Here is a 20,120-nt window from a genome sequence, read left to right on the forward strand (position 1 = left end):
TGCGCTCCGGGACCGGCCCCCGGGTGTGTGGTGATGTCGCGGTGTCATCCTTCGCACCGCGAGCACTCAACGAACGCCGCGCGCGTTCTTCCCGCGTTCCTTCAACGAACCACGTCCGCGCAGCCGCGCATTGCCCATGTCAGGGCAAACTCCTACTATTCAAGAATTACATACTTGGAGAGGACAAGCCGTGAAGCCATTCCCTGGCAGTCTCGTCGCGGTGTTCCTGGTGGTGGGCGCCGCGTTGCCGGCGTGGGCCGTGGAGCCTCCGCCCGAGTTCGGCACGGACTGGGACGACCCGCGCACCGCGGCGCCGCCCGTGGCGCGGCCGCCGACGCCGTCCTGCACCGTGCGCATCGTCGATGAGCGGTTCGACGACTTCACGCCCTTCACCGGCACCTTCACGCCGCCCGCGGAGTGCCCGGGCCCCTGGAGCAAGGTGGTGCTGCGCCTGGAGGGCAAGGTGCAGGGCGTCCAGTACGACCGGCTGGGCCACCTGGAGGTGGGCGGCGTGACGATATTCAAGACGTCCACGCCCGAGCCCTCGCGCGAGGGCATCGCCTGGTCGGTGGAGAAGGACGTCACCGCCTATGCGTCGCTCCTCGCGCGGTCCCAGCCGGTGTGGATGCTCATCGGCAACGTGGTGAACGAGACGTACACGGGCGTGCTGGACGTGCAGGTGTACCTGACGTTCTACCCGGCCCAGGGGGGCCACGCGCCCGCCGCGAACCTGGCGAGCGACGTGCTCCCGCTCACCCAGCCGCGCCGCGAGGGCAGCGCGCTCGTCGGCGAGGTGACGGTGCCCCGCAACACCGCGCGCCTGGTCGCGGAGGTCTACGCCACGGGCTCCGGCGGCGGGTGCGAGGAGTTCTGGTACATCACCGCGCCCATCGTCGTGCCCTACTCGTGCCCCGCCGACGACGGCCCCTACCGCGAGGTCGTCATCGAGGTGGACGGCCGGGTGGCCGGCATCGCGATGCCCTTCCCCCACGTCTACACCGGTGGCTGGTCCAATCCCTTCCTCTGGTACGTGCTCCCCGCGCCCCGCGCCTTCAACATCCGCCCCATCCAGTACGACCTCACCCCGTTCGTGGGCCTGCTGACGGACGGTCAGCCGCACCAGCTCACCGTGCGCGTGCTCGGCGTGCCCGAGGGACGGCCGGGGTGGGACCTGCCCACCAACGTGCTCGTGTGGCGGGACACGGGCACCGCGCGCGTCACCGGCGGGCTCGTCCAGCACCAGTTGGGGACGCTGTCGAACGACTCCACGTACGCGCTGGTGGACGGCTGGCACCAGGTGGACACGCAGGGCGGCCACCACCTGAGGGTGTCCGGCTACCTGCGCACCTCGCGCGGCTGGGAGCTGACCACCGTGGAGCAGGACGTCTCCAACACCAGCATGCACCGCTGGGTGGGGGACCTGGAGAACCCGGACGAACTCGTCGCCACGTGGCGGGACACGAGCACCGTCACCGTCGTCGGCCGGGACGTGTTCCCCACGGTGAGCCGCTCCGACAAGCAGTTCGTGCTGGACGGGCACATCGACGTGACGCCGGCCAACCGGCTCACCACCCGCATCACCGTGCGCGACGCGGAGAGGGCGCTCGGCGTCCGGGGGCTCCAGACGTGGGAGCACCGCGAGCTCGACGACGTCTTCACGGGCGAGGCCGCGTACAACCTGGGCGTGCCCCGCGCGCAGCGCAACGCGGTGGGGACCTCCACCCACCACTACCGGCTCGAGGGCCACCCCGGGGTGTGCCACGACCGGCGCATCTCCACCCGGAACGGATACATCACCCAGGACGTCCAGGGCTGCGACTGAAAGCCCGGGGGCCCCCTGGACACCATGCGTGAGCGGAGGGCAGCATCCGGCCTTGCCCTCCAACCCCCGAAGGGGACTTCATGCCGTCGAAGAACGCTGGTGCCTCTCTGAAGGAAATCAACGACAACATCCGGAAGGCCTTTGCGCGGCGCGAGCGCTGGGCGCAGCTGTCCTCCCAGGTCTCCGACGCCCTGAAGGCCGCCGTCCAGAGGGCGAACGGCGAGGCCGGCCCCGCGTCCGACGGCGCCCTGTCCCTGTCCCTGGAGCAGGTGCCGCACTGGGATGACTCGCGCGCGTTCGAGGTCCGCTTCTCCGGCAAGGACATCGGCTTGGTGAAGAGCAACGGCGCGCCCGCGGGCCCCGTGCACGCGCACGGCGCCTCGCTGCGCATCGCCCCCCTGGTCAACGGCCTGGTGGGCGCCAGCTACACCCCCGGCTGGCTGACGCTGGGCGAGGAGCAGTACGGCGAGAAGCCGGAGCTGGCGCTGCTCGGCGTCTTCGAGCCCGAGGAGATCGCCAAGGCGGACCTGCTCGAGGACCTGCTCGCGCAGACCCTCACGCGCGCCGCCACGGACCACTGGGCCAGCGGCGGCTCGGTGCGCGCGTCGGGCAAGTAGTCCCTCCCGAGCGCGCGGGCGCGCGTCGGCCCTTGGCGCCGGCGCCGCCCCGCTCGGTCCCGGGGAGGGGCTCCCACCGCTGGCCACCCTGTAGGCCGGGTGTCGGGTGGAGCCCGCATGCATGCCCTCCGGGGCGGCAACTTCCCTTTGAAATTCGCCGGGCCTTCTCGTAGTTTGCCCCGGACTTCGAGGAGTGTTGCGAGGCCCCTGGCCCCAGGCTCGAAGGGAATGACCCAACGGCACTCACCTGTACGCGTGGCTTGCGAGGGTGGGTCCGTTTCCAGCGGCTCGGCCAGGACCTCGCCAGCACACGCGACGCAACCTGAACTCAGGAGACACGCCATGACCGCCGCCACGCAGACGCAGAAGCAGGACTACGCCATCGCCGACCTCGGCCTCGCCGGATGGGGCCGCCGGGAGATCAAGATCGCCGAGAGCGAGATGCCCGCGCTGATGGCCATCCGCGAGGAGTACGCCAAGCAGCAGCCGCTCAAGGGCGCTCGCGTCACCGGCTCGTTGCACATGACCATCCAGACGGCCGTGCTGGTGGAGACGCTCCAGGCGCTGGGCGCCGAGGTGCGTTGGGCGTCGTGCAACATCTTCTCCACGCAGGACCACGCCGCCGCCGCGCTGGTGGCCGCGGGCACGCCGGTGTTCGCGCACAAGGGCGAGTCCCTGAAGGAGTACTGGGACTTCACCCACCGCATCTTCGACTTCGGCCCCGCGGGCAGCGACCACGAGGGTCCGAACATGATTCTGGACGACGGGGGTGACGCGACGCTGCTGATGCACCTGGGCAAGCGCGCGGAGAAGGACCCCAGCGTCCTGGCCAACCCCCAGAGCGAGGAGGAGCGGGAGCTGTACGCGTCCATCAAGGCGAAGCTGGCCCAGGACGCGACGTGGTACTCGCGCAAGGCGGCGAAGATCCTCGGCGTCACCGAGGAGACGACCACGGGCGTGCACCGCCTGCAGGAGATGTCCGCCAAGGGCACGCTCCTGTTCCGCGCCATCAACGTCAACGACAGCGTCACCAAGAGCAAGTTCGACAACCTGTACGGCTGCCGCGAGTCGCTGGTGGACGGCATCAAGCGCGCGACGGACGTGATGGTGGCGGGCAAGATCGCCGTCGTCGCGGGCTATGGCGATGTCGGCAAGGGCTCCGCGCAGGCGCTGCGCGCGCTGTCGGCCCAGGTGTGGGTGACGGAGATCGACCCCATCTGCGCGCTGCAGGCGGCGATGGAGGGCTACCGCGTCGTCACCATGGACTACGCGGCGGACAAGGCGGACATCTTCGTCACGGCCACGGGCAACAAGAGCGTCATCACCCACGACCACATGGCGAAGATGAAGGACCAGGCCATCGTGTGCAACATCGGCCACTTCGACAATGAGATCGAGGTCGCCTCCCTGGAGAAGTACCAGTGGGAGGAGATCAAGCCGCAGGTGGACCACATCATCTTCCCGGACGGCAAGCGCATCATCATGCTGGCCAAGGGCCGGTTGGTGAACCTGGGCTGCGGCACGGGTCACCCCAGCTACGTGATGTCCAGCTCGTTCGCGAACCAGACCATCGCGCAGATCGAGCTGTACTCGCACAGCGACAAGTACCAGGTGGGCAAGGTGTACGTGCTGCCCAAGCACCTGGATGAGAAGGTCGCCCGGCTGCAGCTCAAGAAGCTCAACGCGCAGCTCACCGAGCTGACGCCGGACCAGGCCGCGTACATCGGCGTCACGGTGTCCGGGCCGTTCAAGCAGGACACCTACCGCTACTAGTTCCCGGTCAGGTCGATGCCCGCGGGTGGCTGTCGTGGCCCCCGCGGGCGTCCCGACCGGAGGTGCTCAGCGCACCGCTTGATCCACCATCGTCCCGACGGTGAACCCATCCACCAGCGTCCCGTTGGTGGCCTGGGTCCTCAGCCAACACAAGGGCGAGCCGGTGGGCGTCGTCCACGTGTACGACACGGAGCAGGACGTGGGCGCGGGGCTCGCCGCGCAGGTGTCCACGTCGCGCACCACCGTGCCGCACGTCGTCTCCAGCGTCGCCGTGCGCGTGCCGTGGCTCGTGCCATAGTCCACGAAGAACTCCACCTGGAAGGTCCGGTTCGGCCCCACGAAGGGGAAGCGCGTCACCGCGTCCTCACGCAGGAAGCGCTGCAGGGGCAGCCCCTGTCCCTGCACGTGAATCGCCGTGATGAGCGGGCGCGGAGTGTAGGTCCCCTCCACGTCCACATCCCCGGTCGTCGGCGTCAATGAATACACGTTCACCGAAAGGCTCTTCGACACCGTCTGTCCCCGCGCGGTGGCCCGCACCTCGAGCGTGCACCGACCCGGCACCGAATTGCCCCACTCCGTGTACGACGCGGTCGGCCGGGTGAACACGCTCGTCGGACAGTCGCTCGTCCACTGGTAGGTGATGGGGTCTCCGTCCAGGTCGACGACGGACACGGCCAGCTCGGTGAAAGTGTTGGTAGGCATGTTCACCGACCCGTGGAAGGCCGACCGGATGAACGGCGCGATGTCCGGCTGCGGCGTGGCCGGCGTCACATCCCGGATGTCCAGGAACACGCCCACCGTGGTGCCCGCGACCACGGTCACCGTCACGGTGCCACTGGCGACCAGCACGGGGGTCCCCGTCCCGTCCTCCACGAACCCCTCGGCCGTCAGCGTCTGCGCCCCCGCGGGCAACACGAGCGTCCCCTCGAAGGTGTCCGACGTCGCCGAATAGGTCAGGGTTTGCGAGACATTGGCGGGCTGCGCGGTGACCACCAGGCTGTCGAGCTCCCCGCGGGCCAGGCCCTGCACCGACAAGCGCATCTCACCCGAAGGGCCCTCGGGCTGCCCCGCTCCTCCTCCGGCACATGCCAGCAATTGCACGACGAGGATGCTCACGACGACACTCCACGGCTTCGACATGGGTTGCTCCTTCGATTGTGAAGACAAACCAAGACAAGCCTATTCGGCCCCAGGACACGCTCCCAGTGATGCGGCGGCGACCCAGGTATGTCTGGGTGAGCGGCATCGTCCGACGCCGGAGCCCGTGAAACGGACGCACGGACGAGGACTTGCGCGAGTCCGCCACCGGCGTGAAGACAGCCACCGGGGTGTCTCGTGTGAGGCCCCGCCATGGCCGACGGGCGCTTCCTCGCCGCCGTGGTCATCCTCGACCCCGCGCGCGGTGAAACGCCGGGCCAGGAGCCTCATCGGGATGGAGCACGACCTGTTCGACCGCCATCGTGCCTTCGCGGTGCCTCACGCGAAGCCCTGCTCCGCGCGGAGGGCCCATGGGCCCCGGACGCGGCGCGCGCCTGGGCTTCCACGCGCCGTGTCCAGGAAGCAACACGTCCCGACACGGAAGCTTGATGCACCCGGGGAGGCCCGGGTCTACGGTCGCCGGATGGGTTCAGCCGTTCCCGGCACGCCGGGCTGTGTTTCATCCAACGACGTCACCGCCGCCCCTCGCCCTTCCCGCTCCACGACGGCGCTCGTCCTCGCCGGGCTGTGCCTGCTCGGCGGCACGCCCGCGAAGGCCCAGCCGATTCCCCTCGATGAGTCGGGGGTCACCGCCACCGCCGTCTCGCTCACCGTCAGCGGCGGCGTGTCGCTGGGGGTCTACGAAGCGGGCTTCCTGTACTACGCGCTCGCCTCGGCCCAGGGCAGCCAGGAGGTGGACCTGCGGCTGTTGACGGGCGCCTCGGCCGGGAGCCTGAACTCGCTGCTCGCGGTGATGGCGTCCTGTGGCGCCGAGCTGCCGCCCCCGGACCAATCCCTGTTCTGGCGGACGTGGGTGCCCGTCGGCTTCAACCAGCTCTTCATCCCCGCGTCGACCTCCCCGCTCGGCGTCTTCTCGCGGGAGTGGCTGGAGCGCGGCGCCGCCGACATCGAGAAGGCCTGGAACCAGGGGCTGAGCACGTCCTGTGACGTGGTGTTCGGCGTCTCCACCACGCGCGTGGAGCCCCGCGTGCTCATGGCCGCGAACGGCCGCATGCCCCTGCCCCGCATCGAGGAGAAGTTCGCCATCCGCATCCGGGGACGCGGCCCGGGCAAGCCCCCCTCCGCCACCAACTACACGACGCCCGGCAGCCGGCGCATGGAGCCGCTGCTCGTCACCGACGAGCAGGGCGAAATCGGCTTCCAGGCGCTGCGCGACCTCATCCTCGCGTCGATGTCCTTCCCCGTGGCCTTCCCGCCGCACGAGCTGTCCACCTGCGTGGCCAAGGAGTCCCAATCCCCCGCCGTGTGCCTGCCCAGGGAGGCCCGGACCGAGCGCTACATCGACGGTGGCATCTTCGACAACGCGCCCCTGCGCCTCGCGGTGGGGCTCGCCCGCGACGGCCTCCACTCCGTCGACGGCAGGCTGCAGTGGCGCGACGTCCCCACGCCCGGCGTGCGGCAGACGCCCAAGGGCATCGCCTTCGCGTTCGTGGACCCGGACGCCACCGAGTACCCCGTCCTCCCTCCCGCCCAGGCCCGCGCCACCTCCCGCTCCCTGCCCACCGAGCTCAGCGGCATCATCGCGGCGCTCGTGGACACGGCGCGCTCCAAGGAGCTGTCGCTGCTGCTGGAGGAGGAGCCCGACATCGCCCGGCGGCTCGTGCTGCCCCGGCGCCACTTCCCCGCCGCCAGCGCGCCGCTCTTCGCGTTCCTCGGCTTCTTCGAGACGGAGTTCCGCACGTTCGACTTCTACCTGGGCATGTACGACGCCCGGCGGATGCTGCTCGACGTGACGAAGGGCGAGGACCCGTTCGCCCGGCCCCGCGACGAGCCCGCCCAGGACCCCGGGAGCTGGGCCCCCTTCATCTGCATGCGCGCGGTGTACGACGGCGCCGCCGAAGCCCCGCGCGTCTGCGAGGGAGAGGCCCTGTCCGACTTCCGCGCGCTGCTCCAGGTGTCGCTCGACCAGCTCTACGACGCCTGCGCCAGCGCGGGCACCGGCAACATGGAGGCCACCTGGCGCAACCTGCACTGCGAGCGCGCCATGGCCGGAGAGCCGCCCCCGCGCGTGCCCGGTGTCTCACCCGAGCAGTGGCCCGACTGGAGGAAGAGCCCCAAGGAGCCGGAGCTCGACTACTCGATGCGCCTTTTGGGCGCGTATGGGTTCAGCTTCCGGGATCTGGGCGTGCCGCGCGGCCGGGGCGACCTGGCCATCGTCCGCATCCGCCAGTCCCTCGGAGCGGCGGTGAACCGGCTCACCGAGGTCCAGTCGGGCGACGACCGGCAGATGGTCAGCTTCGCGGGCAAGCTCGCCGCGGACACGGTGGCGTTCGCCGCGCCGGGCACGGTGCTGCACGTCACCATGGGGCCGGTGCAGAGCGAGGTGGGCGTGAGCATCTCCGCGTTCGAGGAGCAGCTGCCCACCGGGCTGCGCTTCACGGCGGCCCTTGGCTTTCGCGGGCTCGAGGACGTGCTCTCCTCCGGGACGGAGGAGTCCTTCGCGCTGGCGCCCGTCGGAGGGCTGGAGTTCCGGCCGAGCACCGACCAGTCCTTCCTCGCGCAGAGCCGCTTCAGCCTGCGCGCCGGCTGGATGTTCAGCGCGAATGACCGCTACGGCACCCAGGGCTGCGAGGGCCGAGGCGCCAGCCGCGTGACGGCGTGCTCCCGCGCCGTCGTGCAGGCCCTGGTGGGCGTGGCCATCCTGGAGCGCTTCCGCGTCCAGCTCATCGGTGAGTGGTACCCCGGCTCCCGCTCGCGAGAGACGCTGTGGTCCGTCGCGCCGGGCATCGGCGTGGAGCTGGGGCTCTGAGCGGGCGCGCCGTCACGACGTCGCGAGCCCGTGGCCCCGCAGCTTGTCCGGCGTGGTCCCCGTCATCCTGCGGAACATGGCGATGAAGGCGGACGCGCTGGAGTAGCCCAGCTCCAGCGCGACGACCTCCACGGCGCTCCCCTCCTCCAGCATCGCGAGCGCCTTCACCACCCGGAGGCGCTGACGCCACTCGCTGAAGGACAACCCCAGGTGCTGCTGGCACCGCCGCTCCAGCGTCCGCTCCGTGGTGTGCACCTGGCGCGCCCACTGGGCCAGTGAGCGCCCATCCGCCGGCGCCTTCACCAGCGCCCGCAGCACCTCGCCGAGCAACGCGTCGTCGGACATGGGCAGGTAGCTGCCCTGCGGCGGCGCGAGCGAGAGCTGGTCGATGAGCACCCGCATCAACCGCCGCTCCGAGCTCGTGCGCGGGTACGCCACCTGGTGCTCGCGCAGGTGCTCCAACAGCGACTTCACCAACGGGCTCACCGCCAGCGCGCACGTCGTCCTCGGCAATCCCCGACACAGCGCCTTCGTGAGGTAGAGCGAGCAGTGGCTCGCCTCCGAGCGGTTCATCCCCCGGTGCTCCACGTCCGGAGGCAGCCAGATTCCATACTGCGGGGGCGCCAGGTAGTGGCTGCCCGCCAGCTCCAGCTCCATCACCCCGCTGAAGGCGTAGACGAACTCACCCCACGGATGGTGATGCCGGGGATACGTGGCCGCCGCGGGCAGCCGCGCCGTGCGGAAATACACGGGGTGCGGAAGCTTGGTGGAGAAAGGAACCTGGAGCTGCTCGGCCATGGCGGCTTCTCGGCATGGGTTGTCGGGTTCAAGCTATATGAATCAAGCCCGCCACACGCCATATCAAGGGCATGAGCACGCTTCGCAGACCCGTCGATGGCTTCGCGCTCGCCACGATGCTCCTCCTGTGCGCCCTCTGGGGCATCCAACAGGTGGCCATCAAGCTGGCCGCGTCCGACATCCCACCCCTGGCGCAGATGGCGCTGCGCTCGGGGCTCGCCGCCCTGCTGGTGGGCCTGCTGTGCCTGCTGCGCGGCGAGCGACTGGACCTGCGTGACGGCACCTGGCGCCCCGGCCTGCTGTCGGGCGTGCTCTTCGGCGCCGAGTTCCTCTTCATCGGAGAGGGCCTGCGCCACACGCACGCCTCCCACATCGCCGTCTTCCTCTACACCGCGCCCGTCTTCACCGCGCTGGGCCTGCACTGGCGCATCCCCTCGGAGCGGCTGCGCCGGGTGCAGTGGGTGGGCATCCTGGTCGCCTTCGCGGGCATCATGCTCGCCTTCGGCGGTGGCTGGCTCCAGGGAGGCATCACCCCGCGGATGCTCTGGGGCGACACGCTGGGGCTGCTCGCGGGCCTGTCCTGGAGCGCGACCACCGTGGTGGTGCGCGGCTCGTCGCTCTCCGAGGCGCGCCCCACGCACACCCTGCTCTACCAGCTGCTCGGCGGCTTCGCGCTCCTGCTGCCCATCGCGCTGTTCACCGGACAGACGGGCCACCTCTCCATGACGGGCACCGCCTGGGCGAGCCTGCTCTTCCAGGGCGTCATCGTGTCCTTCGCCAGCTACCTCGTCTGGTTCTGGCTGCTGCGCCGCTACCTCGCCTCGGGCCTGTCCGTGTTCTCGTTCATGACGCCCGTGTTCGGCGTCACCGCGGGCTGGCTGGTGCTGCGAGAGCCCGTGGGGCTGTTCTTCATCCTGGGCGCGGCCCTGGTGCTCGCGGGCATCCTCATCGTCAGCGCGCCGGGACTCCCGCGCACGGCCGCCCCCGCCGCGGGCCTCCGGCCGGGTCGGCTCGTTCCGTAATCCAGGTTCAACAGCACCCTGGATACACTGCCAGCGGATTCACTCGCCGCGTGGCCCGGAGCACCTCCGGAGGCCACGCACGCGGGCTTGCGACATTTCACGCGATTTCCCGTTCATCGGATGTGCGAGCCGGGCCGGCTCCGTTCCGAGCGCAGCGCATGACCCACGAACCGTGAATCGGGACGGTGTCGTCGCGGCCTTCGGCTCCACACAACCGTGATGGGAGAATCCAAGATGAAGTTCGTGAATCGTGGTGGCTGGGGCGCGCTGCTGTTGTCGGGGCTCATCGGCTGTGGCCAGGAGGCCCAGGACCCGGCGCCCGTGACACCGCAGGACGCGGTCCTCACCGCCGAGCAGGAGGCGCGCTTCCTCACGCCGCCCGCGGGCTGTACGGAGGTGACGCTCGGGGAGACGTTCAATGGCATCCAGCTGACGCCGGTGCAGTACGAGCGTCAGCCCACGTTCCGCGGCGACCTGACCAACCTGGGCGGCACCACGCGCGACGAGCTGCGCATCCGCCTGGACATGAACACGGCGCCGGGCCTCTACAACCTGGCCGCGGGCGGCGCGAACACCTTCACCTGCGAGCAGTGTGTCTTCGGCTACCAGGACATCGGCACCACGACGCAGAAGCTGTTCGTCGCGGACTCGGGCGCGCTGCTGCTCGCGCTCCAGCTGTCGCCGCAGCAGACGCTGGGCGCGCTGTCCAACGTGGTGCTGCGCGAGTCGGTGCTCGCCGCGCCCCGCTCCGGCCCCTACACGGGCTCCGCCGTGGTGGAGGGGGGCGAGTGCCGGTGGCTCCGCTTCGCGACCTGGAACACCCTGCGCCCCGGCGGGTGTGACCCGCGTCAGGGCTCGCCGACGAGCGCCCTGCCGGACACGGCCTGCGTCGCGGACGACTACGCGGGCACGGACGGGACGCTGGAGCGCGCGCTCGGCACCAAGACGCAGGGCGAGTCGTGCACGCGCACCGCCGCGGCGAGCGAGTACGAGCTGGCCACCACCGACTGCGAGCAGGGCTTCGCGTGCACGGACCTGGTCTCCGACGACGCGCAGTGCCTCAAGACGTGTGACTTCATGGCCGCGAACCCCGGCTGCCCCTCGGGCACCGTCTGCGGCGTCTATGGCCTGTGCACCGAACAGTCCGTGCTGGAGGGCCACGGCTTCGCGTTCGACCCGGCGCTCATCGGCCAGCCGTGCTCCGGAGGCTTCACCGAGTTCTGCGGCGTCGAGGGCGCCCGGGGCAGCTGCTCCGACGTGGATGGCGCCGGTCCCGCGGTCGTGACGTGCCACCCCTACACCCGCGCCCGCTCCGACTGCGGCCCGGGCGAGGAGCTGGGCTACGTCTACTACCCGCTCTCGGGTGGCGGCATCGACCGCACCTACAGCTACTGCTACCCCCTCAGCCCCTGAGTCGCCCCGGCGGCGCCTCACCCGCCCCCCGCGGGTGAGGTGTCGCCCTGGCATCCGCGGCGGCCCACGCGGACGACCGGGCCCGCTCCCTCGATGAGCGGGCGCGTGCCACTGGAACGCGGGCCGCGTCGGCCCCGGACGCAGCCACCTCACGCGCAGCGGCTCCCGAGCCGCCCGCACGGCCTCCGCGTCGCACGTGGCTCGCACGGGATGTCGGGCCGACGCGCGCAAGGCCGGGCGACTTCCTGCTTCTTCCTGGAAGAAGGAGGCGGTGGGTCCAGGCACACCGGCTGCACAGGGGACTGCGCACCGCCGCCCCCGCGCCCGGCCCGAACGCGAGCCCCCATGTTGATCCAGTGCCGAAGGTGTCACCGCAAGGTCTTCGTCTTCCAGTTCGAGAGCAAGACGCTCTGCAAGAGCTGTCTGACGCACGTCGCGAAGCCCGGCCCCATCCGGAAGAAGCCCTCGTACGTGGACCTGAAGAAGTCCCCCCACGACGCGCGCATCCAGAAGACCTTCAAGTCGATGAAGCAGGCGCGCCGGGAACAGGTCCGGCTTCGGCGGTCGGCGTCGGGCAGCCTGCTGAGCGCCCTGCTGGACCCGGTCCGGGAGTCCTCCCCGCCCCCGTCGCAGATGATGACCCTGGATGACACGGCGAGCATCCCCGAGCCCAGCGTGATGACGCTGCAGTGCATGACGCTGTTCATCCCCTTCGACGCGGGCAAGAAGTTCTACAAGGACAACGCGAAGCAGGGCACGTTCCAGGGGAACCTCGTCCCGACGGGCGGCTTCAACTTCGCGCCCCTGCAGAACGTGGGCGGCTTCCAGCCGCTCGCCGCGTTCAACACCAGGCCGTACCCGCACCACACGCCCTTCGAGAAGAAGTCGGGGTTCCTGGAGGAGGACGACGTGCTCGCCAACTACGACGCCATCGTCCTCAAGCACATCCAGGAGGCCACCAACGTGCTGGAGTGGAAGCGGCTCCATGCCAGGCGCCCCTACGACCTGCACAAGCAGCTCACGCAGTTGGTGCCCGAGGTCATCTTCCTGTCGGAGGAGCTCAAGGGCGCGCCCTTCCCGGACGAGCTGCGCCCGTGCCCGGAGCTGACCTATCGGCGCATCGGCAGCATCCGCACGCTGCTCGACCCCGACGTGGACCCCAAGAACGAAATCTCCGCCTACGTCCTGCGCGACGAGATGTTCTCCTCACAGGTCCTGTACGAGGCCCGAGGCCTCATCCGCCAGGGCGTCAACCACCCCGAGAAGTGGCTCTGCGTGCAGAAGATCGTCCCCGAGTACCGCGTGTACTTCGAGGTCGCGGGCGTGCACCTGGACGCGGGCTACACCGGCCACACGAAGGACGACAAGAAGCACAAGGCGCTCGAGGAGGTGGCCCGCTTCGCCCACGACAACAACGTGGACGTGCTGCTGGGGGATTTGAACATGGACTCGTTCGAGCTGGGCGGAGGCTTCTTCCCGAACCGGTTCTCCTTCCAGGAGGGCTCCGACGGGAACATCCACCCCACGTACACCGTCTCCCACTCCAACACGAACGCGAAGAACAACTACATGGGAGGCATCATCGTGAACCAGGAGCAGGTGGACACCGAGTCCATCAACCTCCTGGGTGAGGACACGCGCTCCCTGTCGCGCACGCTGAACGACCACTTCTACTCGGACCACCCCGCCATCATGGCGAACTACGTGAAGTCCTTCCGCTGACGCGTCCGGAGCCTCCCCATGCCTCGCCTCACCGCCGCCGTGCTGCTCTTCGCCGGACTGTCCGCGTGCGCCACCACGCCCGTCGACCCGGCGGCCTCCGCGAACGTCGCGTGCCCCACCGAGAAGCTCGCCTTCACCCGTGAGGCGGGCTGTCGCAACGACGGCGCGGTGGAGCTGTGCCTTCCGGCCCGCGACGCGGCGCTGCTCGCCCGCGTCCAGGCGCTCGCCCCCGGCGCGCGCGCCCTGGCCTCGCGAGGCCGCGCCGCGTGCGACACGGCCTCGGAGGTCCTGGTGCTGCTGCCCTTGGAGGCGCAGGACTGCGAGGCCCGACACGGCGCGCTCACGCCCGCCGCGTGGGAGCGGCTCTGCCGCGTCGCCGCGCTGCCCCAGGTGCGCACGCTCGTGCCCACCTGGTACGAGTGACACGCAGGCTACGGCGCCACGTAGACGCAGACGGCCAGCGCGCCGCAGCCAATCTCCACCGCGAGCTTGTTGCAGTCCGGCTTGAAGTCCGAGCGGTACAGGGTGTGGTTCTGCGTCCGCCGGTAGGGGCCGTCCACGCCGACGCCGCTGTAGTTGATGGACACGGTGAGCAGGCCGTTGTCCCCCGTCCCCGCGGGGATGAGCGTGGTGACGCTGCACGTGTCGCGGTTGTGGATGGGCAAGGGCTCGCCGCCCACCGTGACGCTGTTGATCTTGAAGTCCCCGTCGTTGTCGAAGCGGACGTACGCGGAGGAGGAGCGGTCCACCAGCTCCCCGTTCTCCATCGACAAATCACACGCGCCCGGCGTCCAGGCGCCCTTCTGGTACTGGCCCAGGAACGTGTTCGACCCGTTCTGCGGCCGGAAGCGCATCGTCTGCCCCTCGAAGACGACCTCGTAGTCGGGCAGGTTGTGCGTCGCATCCCAGCGAATCATCCGGGGGCCGATGAGCCGCCCCTTGTAGAGCCCCGCCGACGGCGAGCCGGGCAGCTCGCACATGTACACCCGGTCCGACGACTGGCCGGCGATGCCGCCATAGGCCACGTCCGTCTTGTAGCCGTACTCACTGCCGAAGCGATTCCAGACACCCGTCACGGCGGAGTCGCCGCCCCCGGGGTTGTCGTCCTCCGCGCTGGAGTCACACGCGGACAAGGGGGCCAACAGCAGACATCCAAGGGAGAAACGCGCGAGGAGGAGGTTCACGTGCATCCTGATGAGCCGGCGATACACCGCTCGTTGATCTGGATTTTTCCAGCGGAACCTAGAATTCCCCCGAGTCCCTCGTAAAGCAGCCCCCCGCTGGAAAAATCCCGCGGGGGGCGTGCGGTGCTCGAAGCCACACCCGCGGGGTCGACCCAGGGCGTCAGCTGGACTTGGATGCATGAAGACAGCAGTTTTCGTCCGGCGGTGCATCCCCCGGGGGTCCGTGATACCCCATGTATTCACGGGCTTTTGAGACCCCACGGTGGATGACTGATTCATAGACACCGCTGTCCGAAAACCGGGCGCTCCCCTGTGAATACAAAAAGCGCTGGTGAGACGGTGCTTTAACCCAGCCTGCGTCAGGCCTCTTTACACCTCGGACCCCGCAACCTGGAGCGCGGATACTCCAGGTTAATCTAGATTTGAGAGCTTCCCCACTCTTGCCGGCCGAGTGGCCCGCCAGTTGCTGAGGGGACGAGCGCGCCGTCCGCGGCTGATGGGAAGGTCAGGCGGCGGCGCGTCCCCCCGAATCATCAGAGGAAAAGCACCATGTTCAAGAGAGCGGCAGTCCTCGTGGTGAGCTGTGGCGTGCTCGCGGCTTGTGGTTCCGAGACCGGCGACACGCAGCTGGAGAATGAGGAGATCAAGGCCAACCTGGTCGAGGCCGGCTTCCCGGCGGACGACATCATGGAGGTCGACGGTCTGGTGTACGTGGGCCGCGACGCCCACGTGACGCTCGAGGCCTCGCGTGAGATGCTGCAGCCCGTGACGCACGTGGAGCAGTACCGGACGACGAACCTGGTCTCCAGCAGCATCACGAAGATCTGCGTCAACCCCACCTCTTCGTTCAACAGCTACTCCCGCCTCAAGGCCGGTCTGACGGCCGCGGTCGCGAACTACAACGCGCTCGGCCTGAGCTTCACGATGGCCGTGGGCCCGACGACGGGCTGCAGCGCGAACATCACCGCGACGACGATGTCCGGCGCGGGTGGCTCGGCGGGCTTCCCCTCCGGCGGCCGTCCGTACGGCACCATCAACATCGGCACGGGCCTGCAGAGCTACAGCGCGGGCGTCAACGAGCACGTCATCACGCACGAGCTCGGCCACGCGGTCGGCTTCCGTCACTCCGACTACTACAACCGCGCCATCAGCTGCGGCTCCGGTGGTAACGAGGGCACGGCGGGCGTCGGCGCCATCCACATCACCGGCACGCCGACGACGGCGACGGTGGGCGGCTCCATCATGAACTCCTGCTTCCGCTCGTCGGAGACGGGCAACTTCACCAGCAGCGACCGCACCGCGCTGACCACGCTGTACTGAGCCCATGACGCGACCCCTCGGTTCCATCCTGAAACCCTGGGGTTCGCGCCTCGCGGGCACCGTGCTCCTGGGCCTCTGGGCCTGCGGGGGCTCGGTGCCCGCACCCTATGAACTGAAGGTCTGCGAGGAGCCGCAGCCGGCTGGTGTCACCGCGTTCACGCAGTGTGGCCCGTCGCTCGACTTCACGCCCATCAATCGCTACCAGGGCGCGCTCGCCAACATCCAGGAGCGAGAGGACGCCGTCGTCTTCATCAACGGCAGCTGCACCGGCACCTTGATTGCCGCGAGCGCGGGGCCGGTGGTGCTCACCGCGGGCCACTGTGTCGGGCTCGGGGACCGCTCCTTCGTGGTGTTCAACTTCGAGGACGAGGCGGACGGCGACCCGTTGATGACGGAGGGCACGGTCATCGAGCAATCGGCCGCGCCGGACTATGCCCTCATCCTGCTCGACACGCTCCCCACCGCCGCGCCCGTCCCGCTGACGACGCTGGCCACCGAGCGGCTGGCCGTCATCCAGCATCCGCGCGGCTCGCCCAAGGTCATCGCCGAGGGGCGCTACGCCGACGCGTGCAACCGGCTCGTCTACTACACGGACCTGGACACCCTGGTGGGCAGCTCCGGGGCCGCGGTGCTCAACGAGCAGGGCTACGTGCTGGGCATCCACACCGACGGCGACTGCGAGGTGTCGGGGCGCGGCGCGAACCGGGGCTGGACCGCGAGCGCCATCGTCGAGGCCTCCGAGTACCTCCAGGCAGCCGACCTCGTCGAGCGCTGAAGCCGTCCCGAGGTTACGCTCGGGCTCGCGCTCGGAACGTGATTGCCCGCATCCCGGGTTTACCGGGTCACATCCCGAGCGGGCTGGCGTGCGGCGGGCGTGCGAACTTTGCTAAGGGGGTGGGCATGTCTACCGCCCTCCAAAACCGTCCCGCCAGCCACCTGGCCCTCGGCCGCTTCGGCCAGTCGTCCTACATGATTCGCCGGCAGTTCTTCAAACTGTTCGGCGGCGCGTTCCACATCTACGACGCCGCGGGCAACCTCGCGTTCTACTCGAAGATGAAGGCCTTCAAGCTGAAGGAGGACCTGCGCATCTACGGCGACGAGCAGATGCGCGAGGAGCTGCTGAGCATCAAGGCGCGCGGCATCCTCGACTTCGGGATGACGTACGACGTGACGGACGCGTCCACGGGCGAGCGCGTGGGCGCGCTGCGCCGCAAGGGCCTGCGCTCCATCCTCCGCGACGAGTGGCTGGTGCTGGACACCAACGACCAGGAGATCGGCAAGATTGAGGAGGACAGCATGATGCTGGCGCTGGTGCGCCGCTTCCTCACCAACCTGCTCCCCCAGTCCTTCACCGGCACCGTGGGCGGCGCGCAGGTCCTCGCCTTCAAGCAGCGCTTCAACCCCTTCATCCAGAAGATCGACCTCGACTTCGGCATGGACCTCCAGAACCGCCTGGACCGCCGGCTCGGCATCGCGGCGGCGGTGCTCATGTGCGCCATCGAGGGCCGTCAGCAGTAGCGCTCCGCACGGGGTCCGGCCCCACTCACCGGACCCCTCGCCGGCGCGGCGAGGCCACGAGCAGCCGGGCGCCCCGAGGCAACGGCGCCTTATCGCCACCATGATTCAACTGTAACTCAGGAACAGGGATTCCCGGGACACGGGGCCGCCCATGGAAGCCTCCCGCCGCTTTGGGGAGTGAGGCGCCTTGCCGGCTGTTATCGACGGGCCCCGAGCGCCCTCCTCCACCACGACAGGGAAGCAGCCAACCGCCGTATCGCTCGGAGGCGCGGCCTTCCCGTTCGAGTGAACGCGATGACAGCACCCGCCACGATGTCCACCGCCCTGCCCTCATTGGAGCCCCCGGCGGCGAGCCTGGTGACGACGAAGGGCCGGAGGATCCTCGGCATCGACGCCCTGCGGGGACTGGTCATGGCGCTGATGCTGGTGGACCACGTGCGCGAGTACTTCTATCTCCACGCGCAGGTCAGCGACCCGGTGGTGCTGGCGACCACGCCGCCCGGGCTCTTCTTCACCCGGCTGGCCGCGCACCTGTGCGCGCCCGTCTTCGTCATCCTCACGGGCGTGGCGGCCTGGCTCTACGGCCAGCGGCATGGAGGGCGCCGCGCGGCGTCCGGCTACCTGTTCAAGCGGGGCCTGTTCCTGCTGGTGCTGGAGCTGACCGTGGTCAACTTCGCGTGGACGTTCCAGCTGCTCCCGCCGACGTACTACTTCCAGGTCATCGGAGCCATCGGGCTGTCGATGATGGTGCTGGCCACCCTGCTCCACCTGCCCCGCCCCGCGCTGCTGGGCTTCGCGCTGCTCGTGCTTCTGGGCCACAACCTGCTGGACCCCGTCCACTTCGCGGCGGGCGAGCCGGGGCACACCTGGTGGGCGCTCCTGCATGACCGGGGCTTCATCGACCTGCCGTGGGGCGCGCGGCTCAAGACGTCCTATCCCGTGCTGCCGTGGATGGGCGTCATCGCGCTGGGCTACGCGGTGGGGCCGTGGTTCTCGTCCCAGGTCCAGGCGACGACGCGGCGCCGGTGGCTGTTGCTCGCGTCCGCCGGCGCGCTCGCCCTCTTCGGGGTGCTCAGGCTCGTGAACGTCTACGGCGAGCCCCTGCCGTGGTCCGTCGGCGCGACGCCGCTGGAGACGGTCATGTCGTTCCTCAACCTGACCAAGTACCCACCGTCGCTCGACTTCCTGCTGCTGACCCTGGGCGTGGGCGCGGCGCTGCTGGCGCTTTTGGACCTGGCGCCGGAGCCCCTGAGCACGACGCTGGCGGTGTTCGGCGCGGCGCCGCTGTTCTTCTATGTCGTCCACCTCTACCTGCTCCACGCGCTGAACCGGCTCGCGCTCGCGGCCCTCGGCCCCAACCAGGGGACGCTGTTCAGCCTCCCCGGTGTCGGCTCGCTCTGGCTGCTGGCGGCGGTGACCACCGTGCCCATGTGGTTCGCCTGCCGGGCCTTCGCCCGCCTCAAGGCCCGCTCGCGCAGCCCCTGGATGAGCTACCTCTGAGGCCGGATGAAGGCGGCGAAGCGCTTGTCGAGCACGGGCGCCGCCTTGTCGACGGCGTCCCACGTGTCGTCGGCCAGCTTCGGCGCGTCGTGGCCGCTCTCGGTCGAGCGCTTGCCGAAGACGTGGATGAGGTCCTTCTTGATCCACAGGTCGTTCATGTTGTGGAACCAGCGCCACAGCAGCGTCTGGAGCGCGGGCTCGTCCCGGAGGTGGCCCGTCCACAGGCCCCGAGGCATCGCCTGCTTCACCAGCTCCGAGCCCTGGGCCTCCCGCCGGGCAATCTTCGCCAGCAGCGCCTGGTGCGCGGGGAAGCGTGACGTGTCCAGCAGCCCCCGCGTCACCGCGTAGCCGACGAAGAGTCCGGTGGTGACATCCGGATACCGCGCGAGGTCCCCCGAGCCCTTCACCGACAGGGTGGCGGTGATTCCGTCATCGAACTCGAGCTCGAGCTCCAGGAGCCCCTCGGTGTCGAGCGGGTAGAGCCAGAAGGCGACGTTGAGCTCGTCCTCGTCCGCGAAGCTCGCCTTGCGGCCCGTGGGCGGCCCCAGCACCTTCGTGACCTCCGCCTCCGACTTCGCCTTCCACGACACGCCCAGCACGTCCTCGCCCACCGCGGACCGCACCCAGGCGGTGGAGATGTAGGGGATGAACGACCTGGCCGTCTTCGGAACCGGCGGGAAGGCGTCGTGGAGGATGTCGTGAGACAGGACCAGCTCGATGCCCTGCTTGGGCGCGGAGACGTTGACCGAGTCCTTGTTCTCGCTCGTGGAGGCCGGCAGCTTCTTGCCCAGGACCTCCGTCACGTAGGTGATGACCTCCGGCGCATCCGCGCGACGCCCGAGCACCGACGCCACCTGCCGCGTCTTGGGGCCGAGCTTCGCCATGACGTCGGTGGGGGTGAACGCGGGCGCGGAGGTGGAAGGCCGCGGGGCCGAGGGCTTCTCGTCACCGTCGAGCCAGGCGGCGAAGTCGAACTCCGCCGTCTTGGGCGCCTTCACCTTGTGCTTCTTCAACCAGGCGGCCAGGGCCTCGCGTCCGGCCCCGGCCTCCTCGTCGTCGAGGTCGTGGATGTCCGTCTCGCCCTGGGACCACAGGGCGAGGAACTCCTCCAGGCTGTTGGCGACGGTCTGCGTCTCACCCTCGGAGCCGAGCAGCGCCACGGCGGGCGGCGCCTTCCCACCGGGCTTCACCAACAGCAGCAGCGAGCCGTCCGCGAGGCTCAGGAAGGAGAAGGCGGCGGCGCGAAGACGGTCCGCCTTCTCCGGGCTCCACTCCTTCGGAACCGCCTCGACCACCAGCCCATCGAACCACCCCAGGGTTCCATGGTCTTGCTTGCCGACCCACTCGCCCACCTTCTGGAGCAGTGGGGGGAGCTCATGACCTTCGGGCACTTCGGACAGGTTCACGGTGTACTTCGGCATGGGCGGTCGGCTCAGCCTCCTGCGGAGGAGGATAGGCCGAACG

Annotated in this window: 16 protein-coding genes and 1 riboswitch; of the genes, 12 read left to right on the forward strand and 4 right to left on the reverse strand. The window is 69.6% G+C overall.

All coding sequences use genetic code 11. The annotated features are described in order from the left end of the window. Positions 1-190 precede the first annotated feature (190 nt). The 3 genes from VZQ01_RS05865 (at position 191) to ahcY (ending at position 4,212) form a co-directional block, all read left to right on the forward strand. Positions 191-1,822, forward strand: a complete 1,632-nt coding sequence (locus tag VZQ01_RS05865; RefSeq protein ID WP_426747107.1) for a peptide-N4-asparagine amidase — start codon at positions 191-193, stop codon at positions 1,820-1,822. An 80-nt stretch (positions 1,823-1,902) separates the two neighbouring features. Then, positions 1,903-2,439 (forward strand): hypothetical protein, encoded by a 537-nt coding sequence (locus VZQ01_RS05870; RefSeq protein WP_426747108.1) that lies wholly within the window; start codon positions 1,903-1,905, stop codon positions 2,437-2,439. 184 nt (positions 2,440-2,623) lie between these two features. Beyond that, positions 2,624-2,691: riboswitch (S-adenosyl-L-homocysteine riboswitch) on the forward strand. A 90-nt stretch (positions 2,692-2,781) separates the two neighbouring features. After that, positions 2,782-4,212, forward strand: a complete 1,431-nt coding sequence (gene ahcY, locus VZQ01_RS05875) for an adenosylhomocysteinase (protein WP_267697058.1) — start codon at positions 2,782-2,784, stop codon at positions 4,210-4,212. Between the two features lie 66 nt (positions 4,213-4,278). On the opposite strand, the gene VZQ01_RS05880 is transcribed toward ahcY, so the two are convergent. Then, positions 4,279-5,352: a hypothetical protein gene (locus VZQ01_RS05880; RefSeq protein ID WP_426747110.1), complete on the reverse strand. Its 1,074-nt coding sequence runs from the start codon at positions 5,350-5,352 to the stop codon at positions 4,279-4,281. Between the two features lie 481 nt (positions 5,353-5,833). On the opposite strand from VZQ01_RS05880, the gene VZQ01_RS05885 reads away from it, so the two are divergent. Next, a complete protein-coding gene (locus VZQ01_RS05885; protein WP_426747111.1) occupies positions 5,834-8,179 on the forward strand; it encodes a patatin-like phospholipase family protein in 2,346 nt (781 codons plus the stop codon). Between the two features lie 12 nt (positions 8,180-8,191). On the opposite strand, the gene VZQ01_RS05890 is transcribed toward VZQ01_RS05885, so the two are convergent. Then, complete coding sequence (locus VZQ01_RS05890; protein ID WP_426747112.1) at positions 8,192-8,977, reverse strand: AraC family transcriptional regulator; 786 nt, start codon at positions 8,975-8,977, stop codon at positions 8,192-8,194. A gap of 71 nt (positions 8,978-9,048) precedes the next feature. On the opposite strand from VZQ01_RS05890, the gene VZQ01_RS05895 reads away from it, so the two are divergent. The 4 genes from VZQ01_RS05895 to VZQ01_RS05910 all read left to right on the forward strand — a co-directional run bounded on the left by VZQ01_RS05895 (position 9,049) and on the right by VZQ01_RS05910 (position 13,557). Continuing rightward, on the forward strand, positions 9,049-9,999 hold the full coding sequence (locus tag VZQ01_RS05895) for a DMT family transporter (RefSeq protein ID WP_223748947.1): 951 nt from the start codon (positions 9,049-9,051) through the stop codon (positions 9,997-9,999). Positions 10,000-10,233: 234 nt separating this feature from the next. Next, positions 10,234-11,412 carry a hypothetical protein gene (locus VZQ01_RS05900; protein ID WP_426747113.1) on the forward strand — a complete coding sequence of 393 codons (1,179 nt, stop codon included), beginning with the start codon at positions 10,234-10,236 and terminating at the stop codon, positions 11,410-11,412. Positions 11,413-11,757: 345 nt separating this feature from the next. Beyond that, positions 11,758-13,134 (forward strand): exonuclease/endonuclease/phosphatase family protein, encoded by a 1,377-nt coding sequence (locus VZQ01_RS05905; protein WP_426747114.1) that lies wholly within the window; start codon positions 11,758-11,760, stop codon positions 13,132-13,134. Between the two features lie 18 nt (positions 13,135-13,152). Then, a complete protein-coding gene (locus VZQ01_RS05910) occupies positions 13,153-13,557 on the forward strand; it encodes a hypothetical protein (RefSeq protein ID WP_426747115.1) in 405 nt (134 codons plus the stop codon). Positions 13,558-13,565: 8 nt separating this feature from the next. On the opposite strand, the gene VZQ01_RS05915 is transcribed toward VZQ01_RS05910, so the two are convergent. After that, positions 13,566-14,276, reverse strand: a complete 711-nt coding sequence (locus VZQ01_RS05915; RefSeq protein WP_426747116.1) for a hypothetical protein — start codon at positions 14,274-14,276, stop codon at positions 13,566-13,568. Between the two features lie 591 nt (positions 14,277-14,867). Between VZQ01_RS05915 and VZQ01_RS05920 the strand changes: the two genes are divergently transcribed. From VZQ01_RS05920 to VZQ01_RS05935, 4 genes are all read left to right on the forward strand, one after another. Then, positions 14,868-15,638 carry a zinc-dependent metalloprotease gene (locus tag VZQ01_RS05920; RefSeq protein ID WP_223748942.1) on the forward strand — a complete coding sequence of 257 codons (771 nt, stop codon included), beginning with the start codon at positions 14,868-14,870 and terminating at the stop codon, positions 15,636-15,638. 4 nt (positions 15,639-15,642) lie between these two features. Further along, positions 15,643-16,413: a trypsin-like serine peptidase gene (locus VZQ01_RS05925; RefSeq protein ID WP_223748941.1), complete on the forward strand. Its 771-nt coding sequence runs from the start codon at positions 15,643-15,645 to the stop codon at positions 16,411-16,413. A gap of 125 nt (positions 16,414-16,538) precedes the next feature. Beyond that, positions 16,539-17,156, forward strand: a complete 618-nt coding sequence (locus VZQ01_RS05930) for an LURP-one-related family protein (protein ID WP_223748940.1) — start codon at positions 16,539-16,541, stop codon at positions 17,154-17,156. Between the two features lie 294 nt (positions 17,157-17,450). Further along, positions 17,451-18,656, forward strand: coding sequence for an acetyltransferase domain-containing protein (locus tag VZQ01_RS05935; protein WP_426747117.1), 1,206 nt, complete (start codon positions 17,451-17,453; stop codon positions 18,654-18,656). Here the strand turns inward: VZQ01_RS05935 and VZQ01_RS05940 are convergent. Then, positions 18,647-20,077 (reverse strand): hypothetical protein, encoded by a 1,431-nt coding sequence (locus tag VZQ01_RS05940; RefSeq protein ID WP_426747118.1) that lies wholly within the window; start codon positions 20,075-20,077, stop codon positions 18,647-18,649. The two genes, VZQ01_RS05935 and VZQ01_RS05940, sit on opposite strands and share 10 nt — an antisense overlap. Positions 20,078-20,120: the final 43 nt, after the last annotated feature.

Origin of the sequence: Myxococcus faecalis (genome assembly GCF_050039385.1) — a bacterium.
In the GTDB taxonomy this organism is placed as follows: Bacteria; Myxococcota; Myxococcia; order Myxococcales; family Myxococcaceae; genus Myxococcus; species Myxococcus fulvus.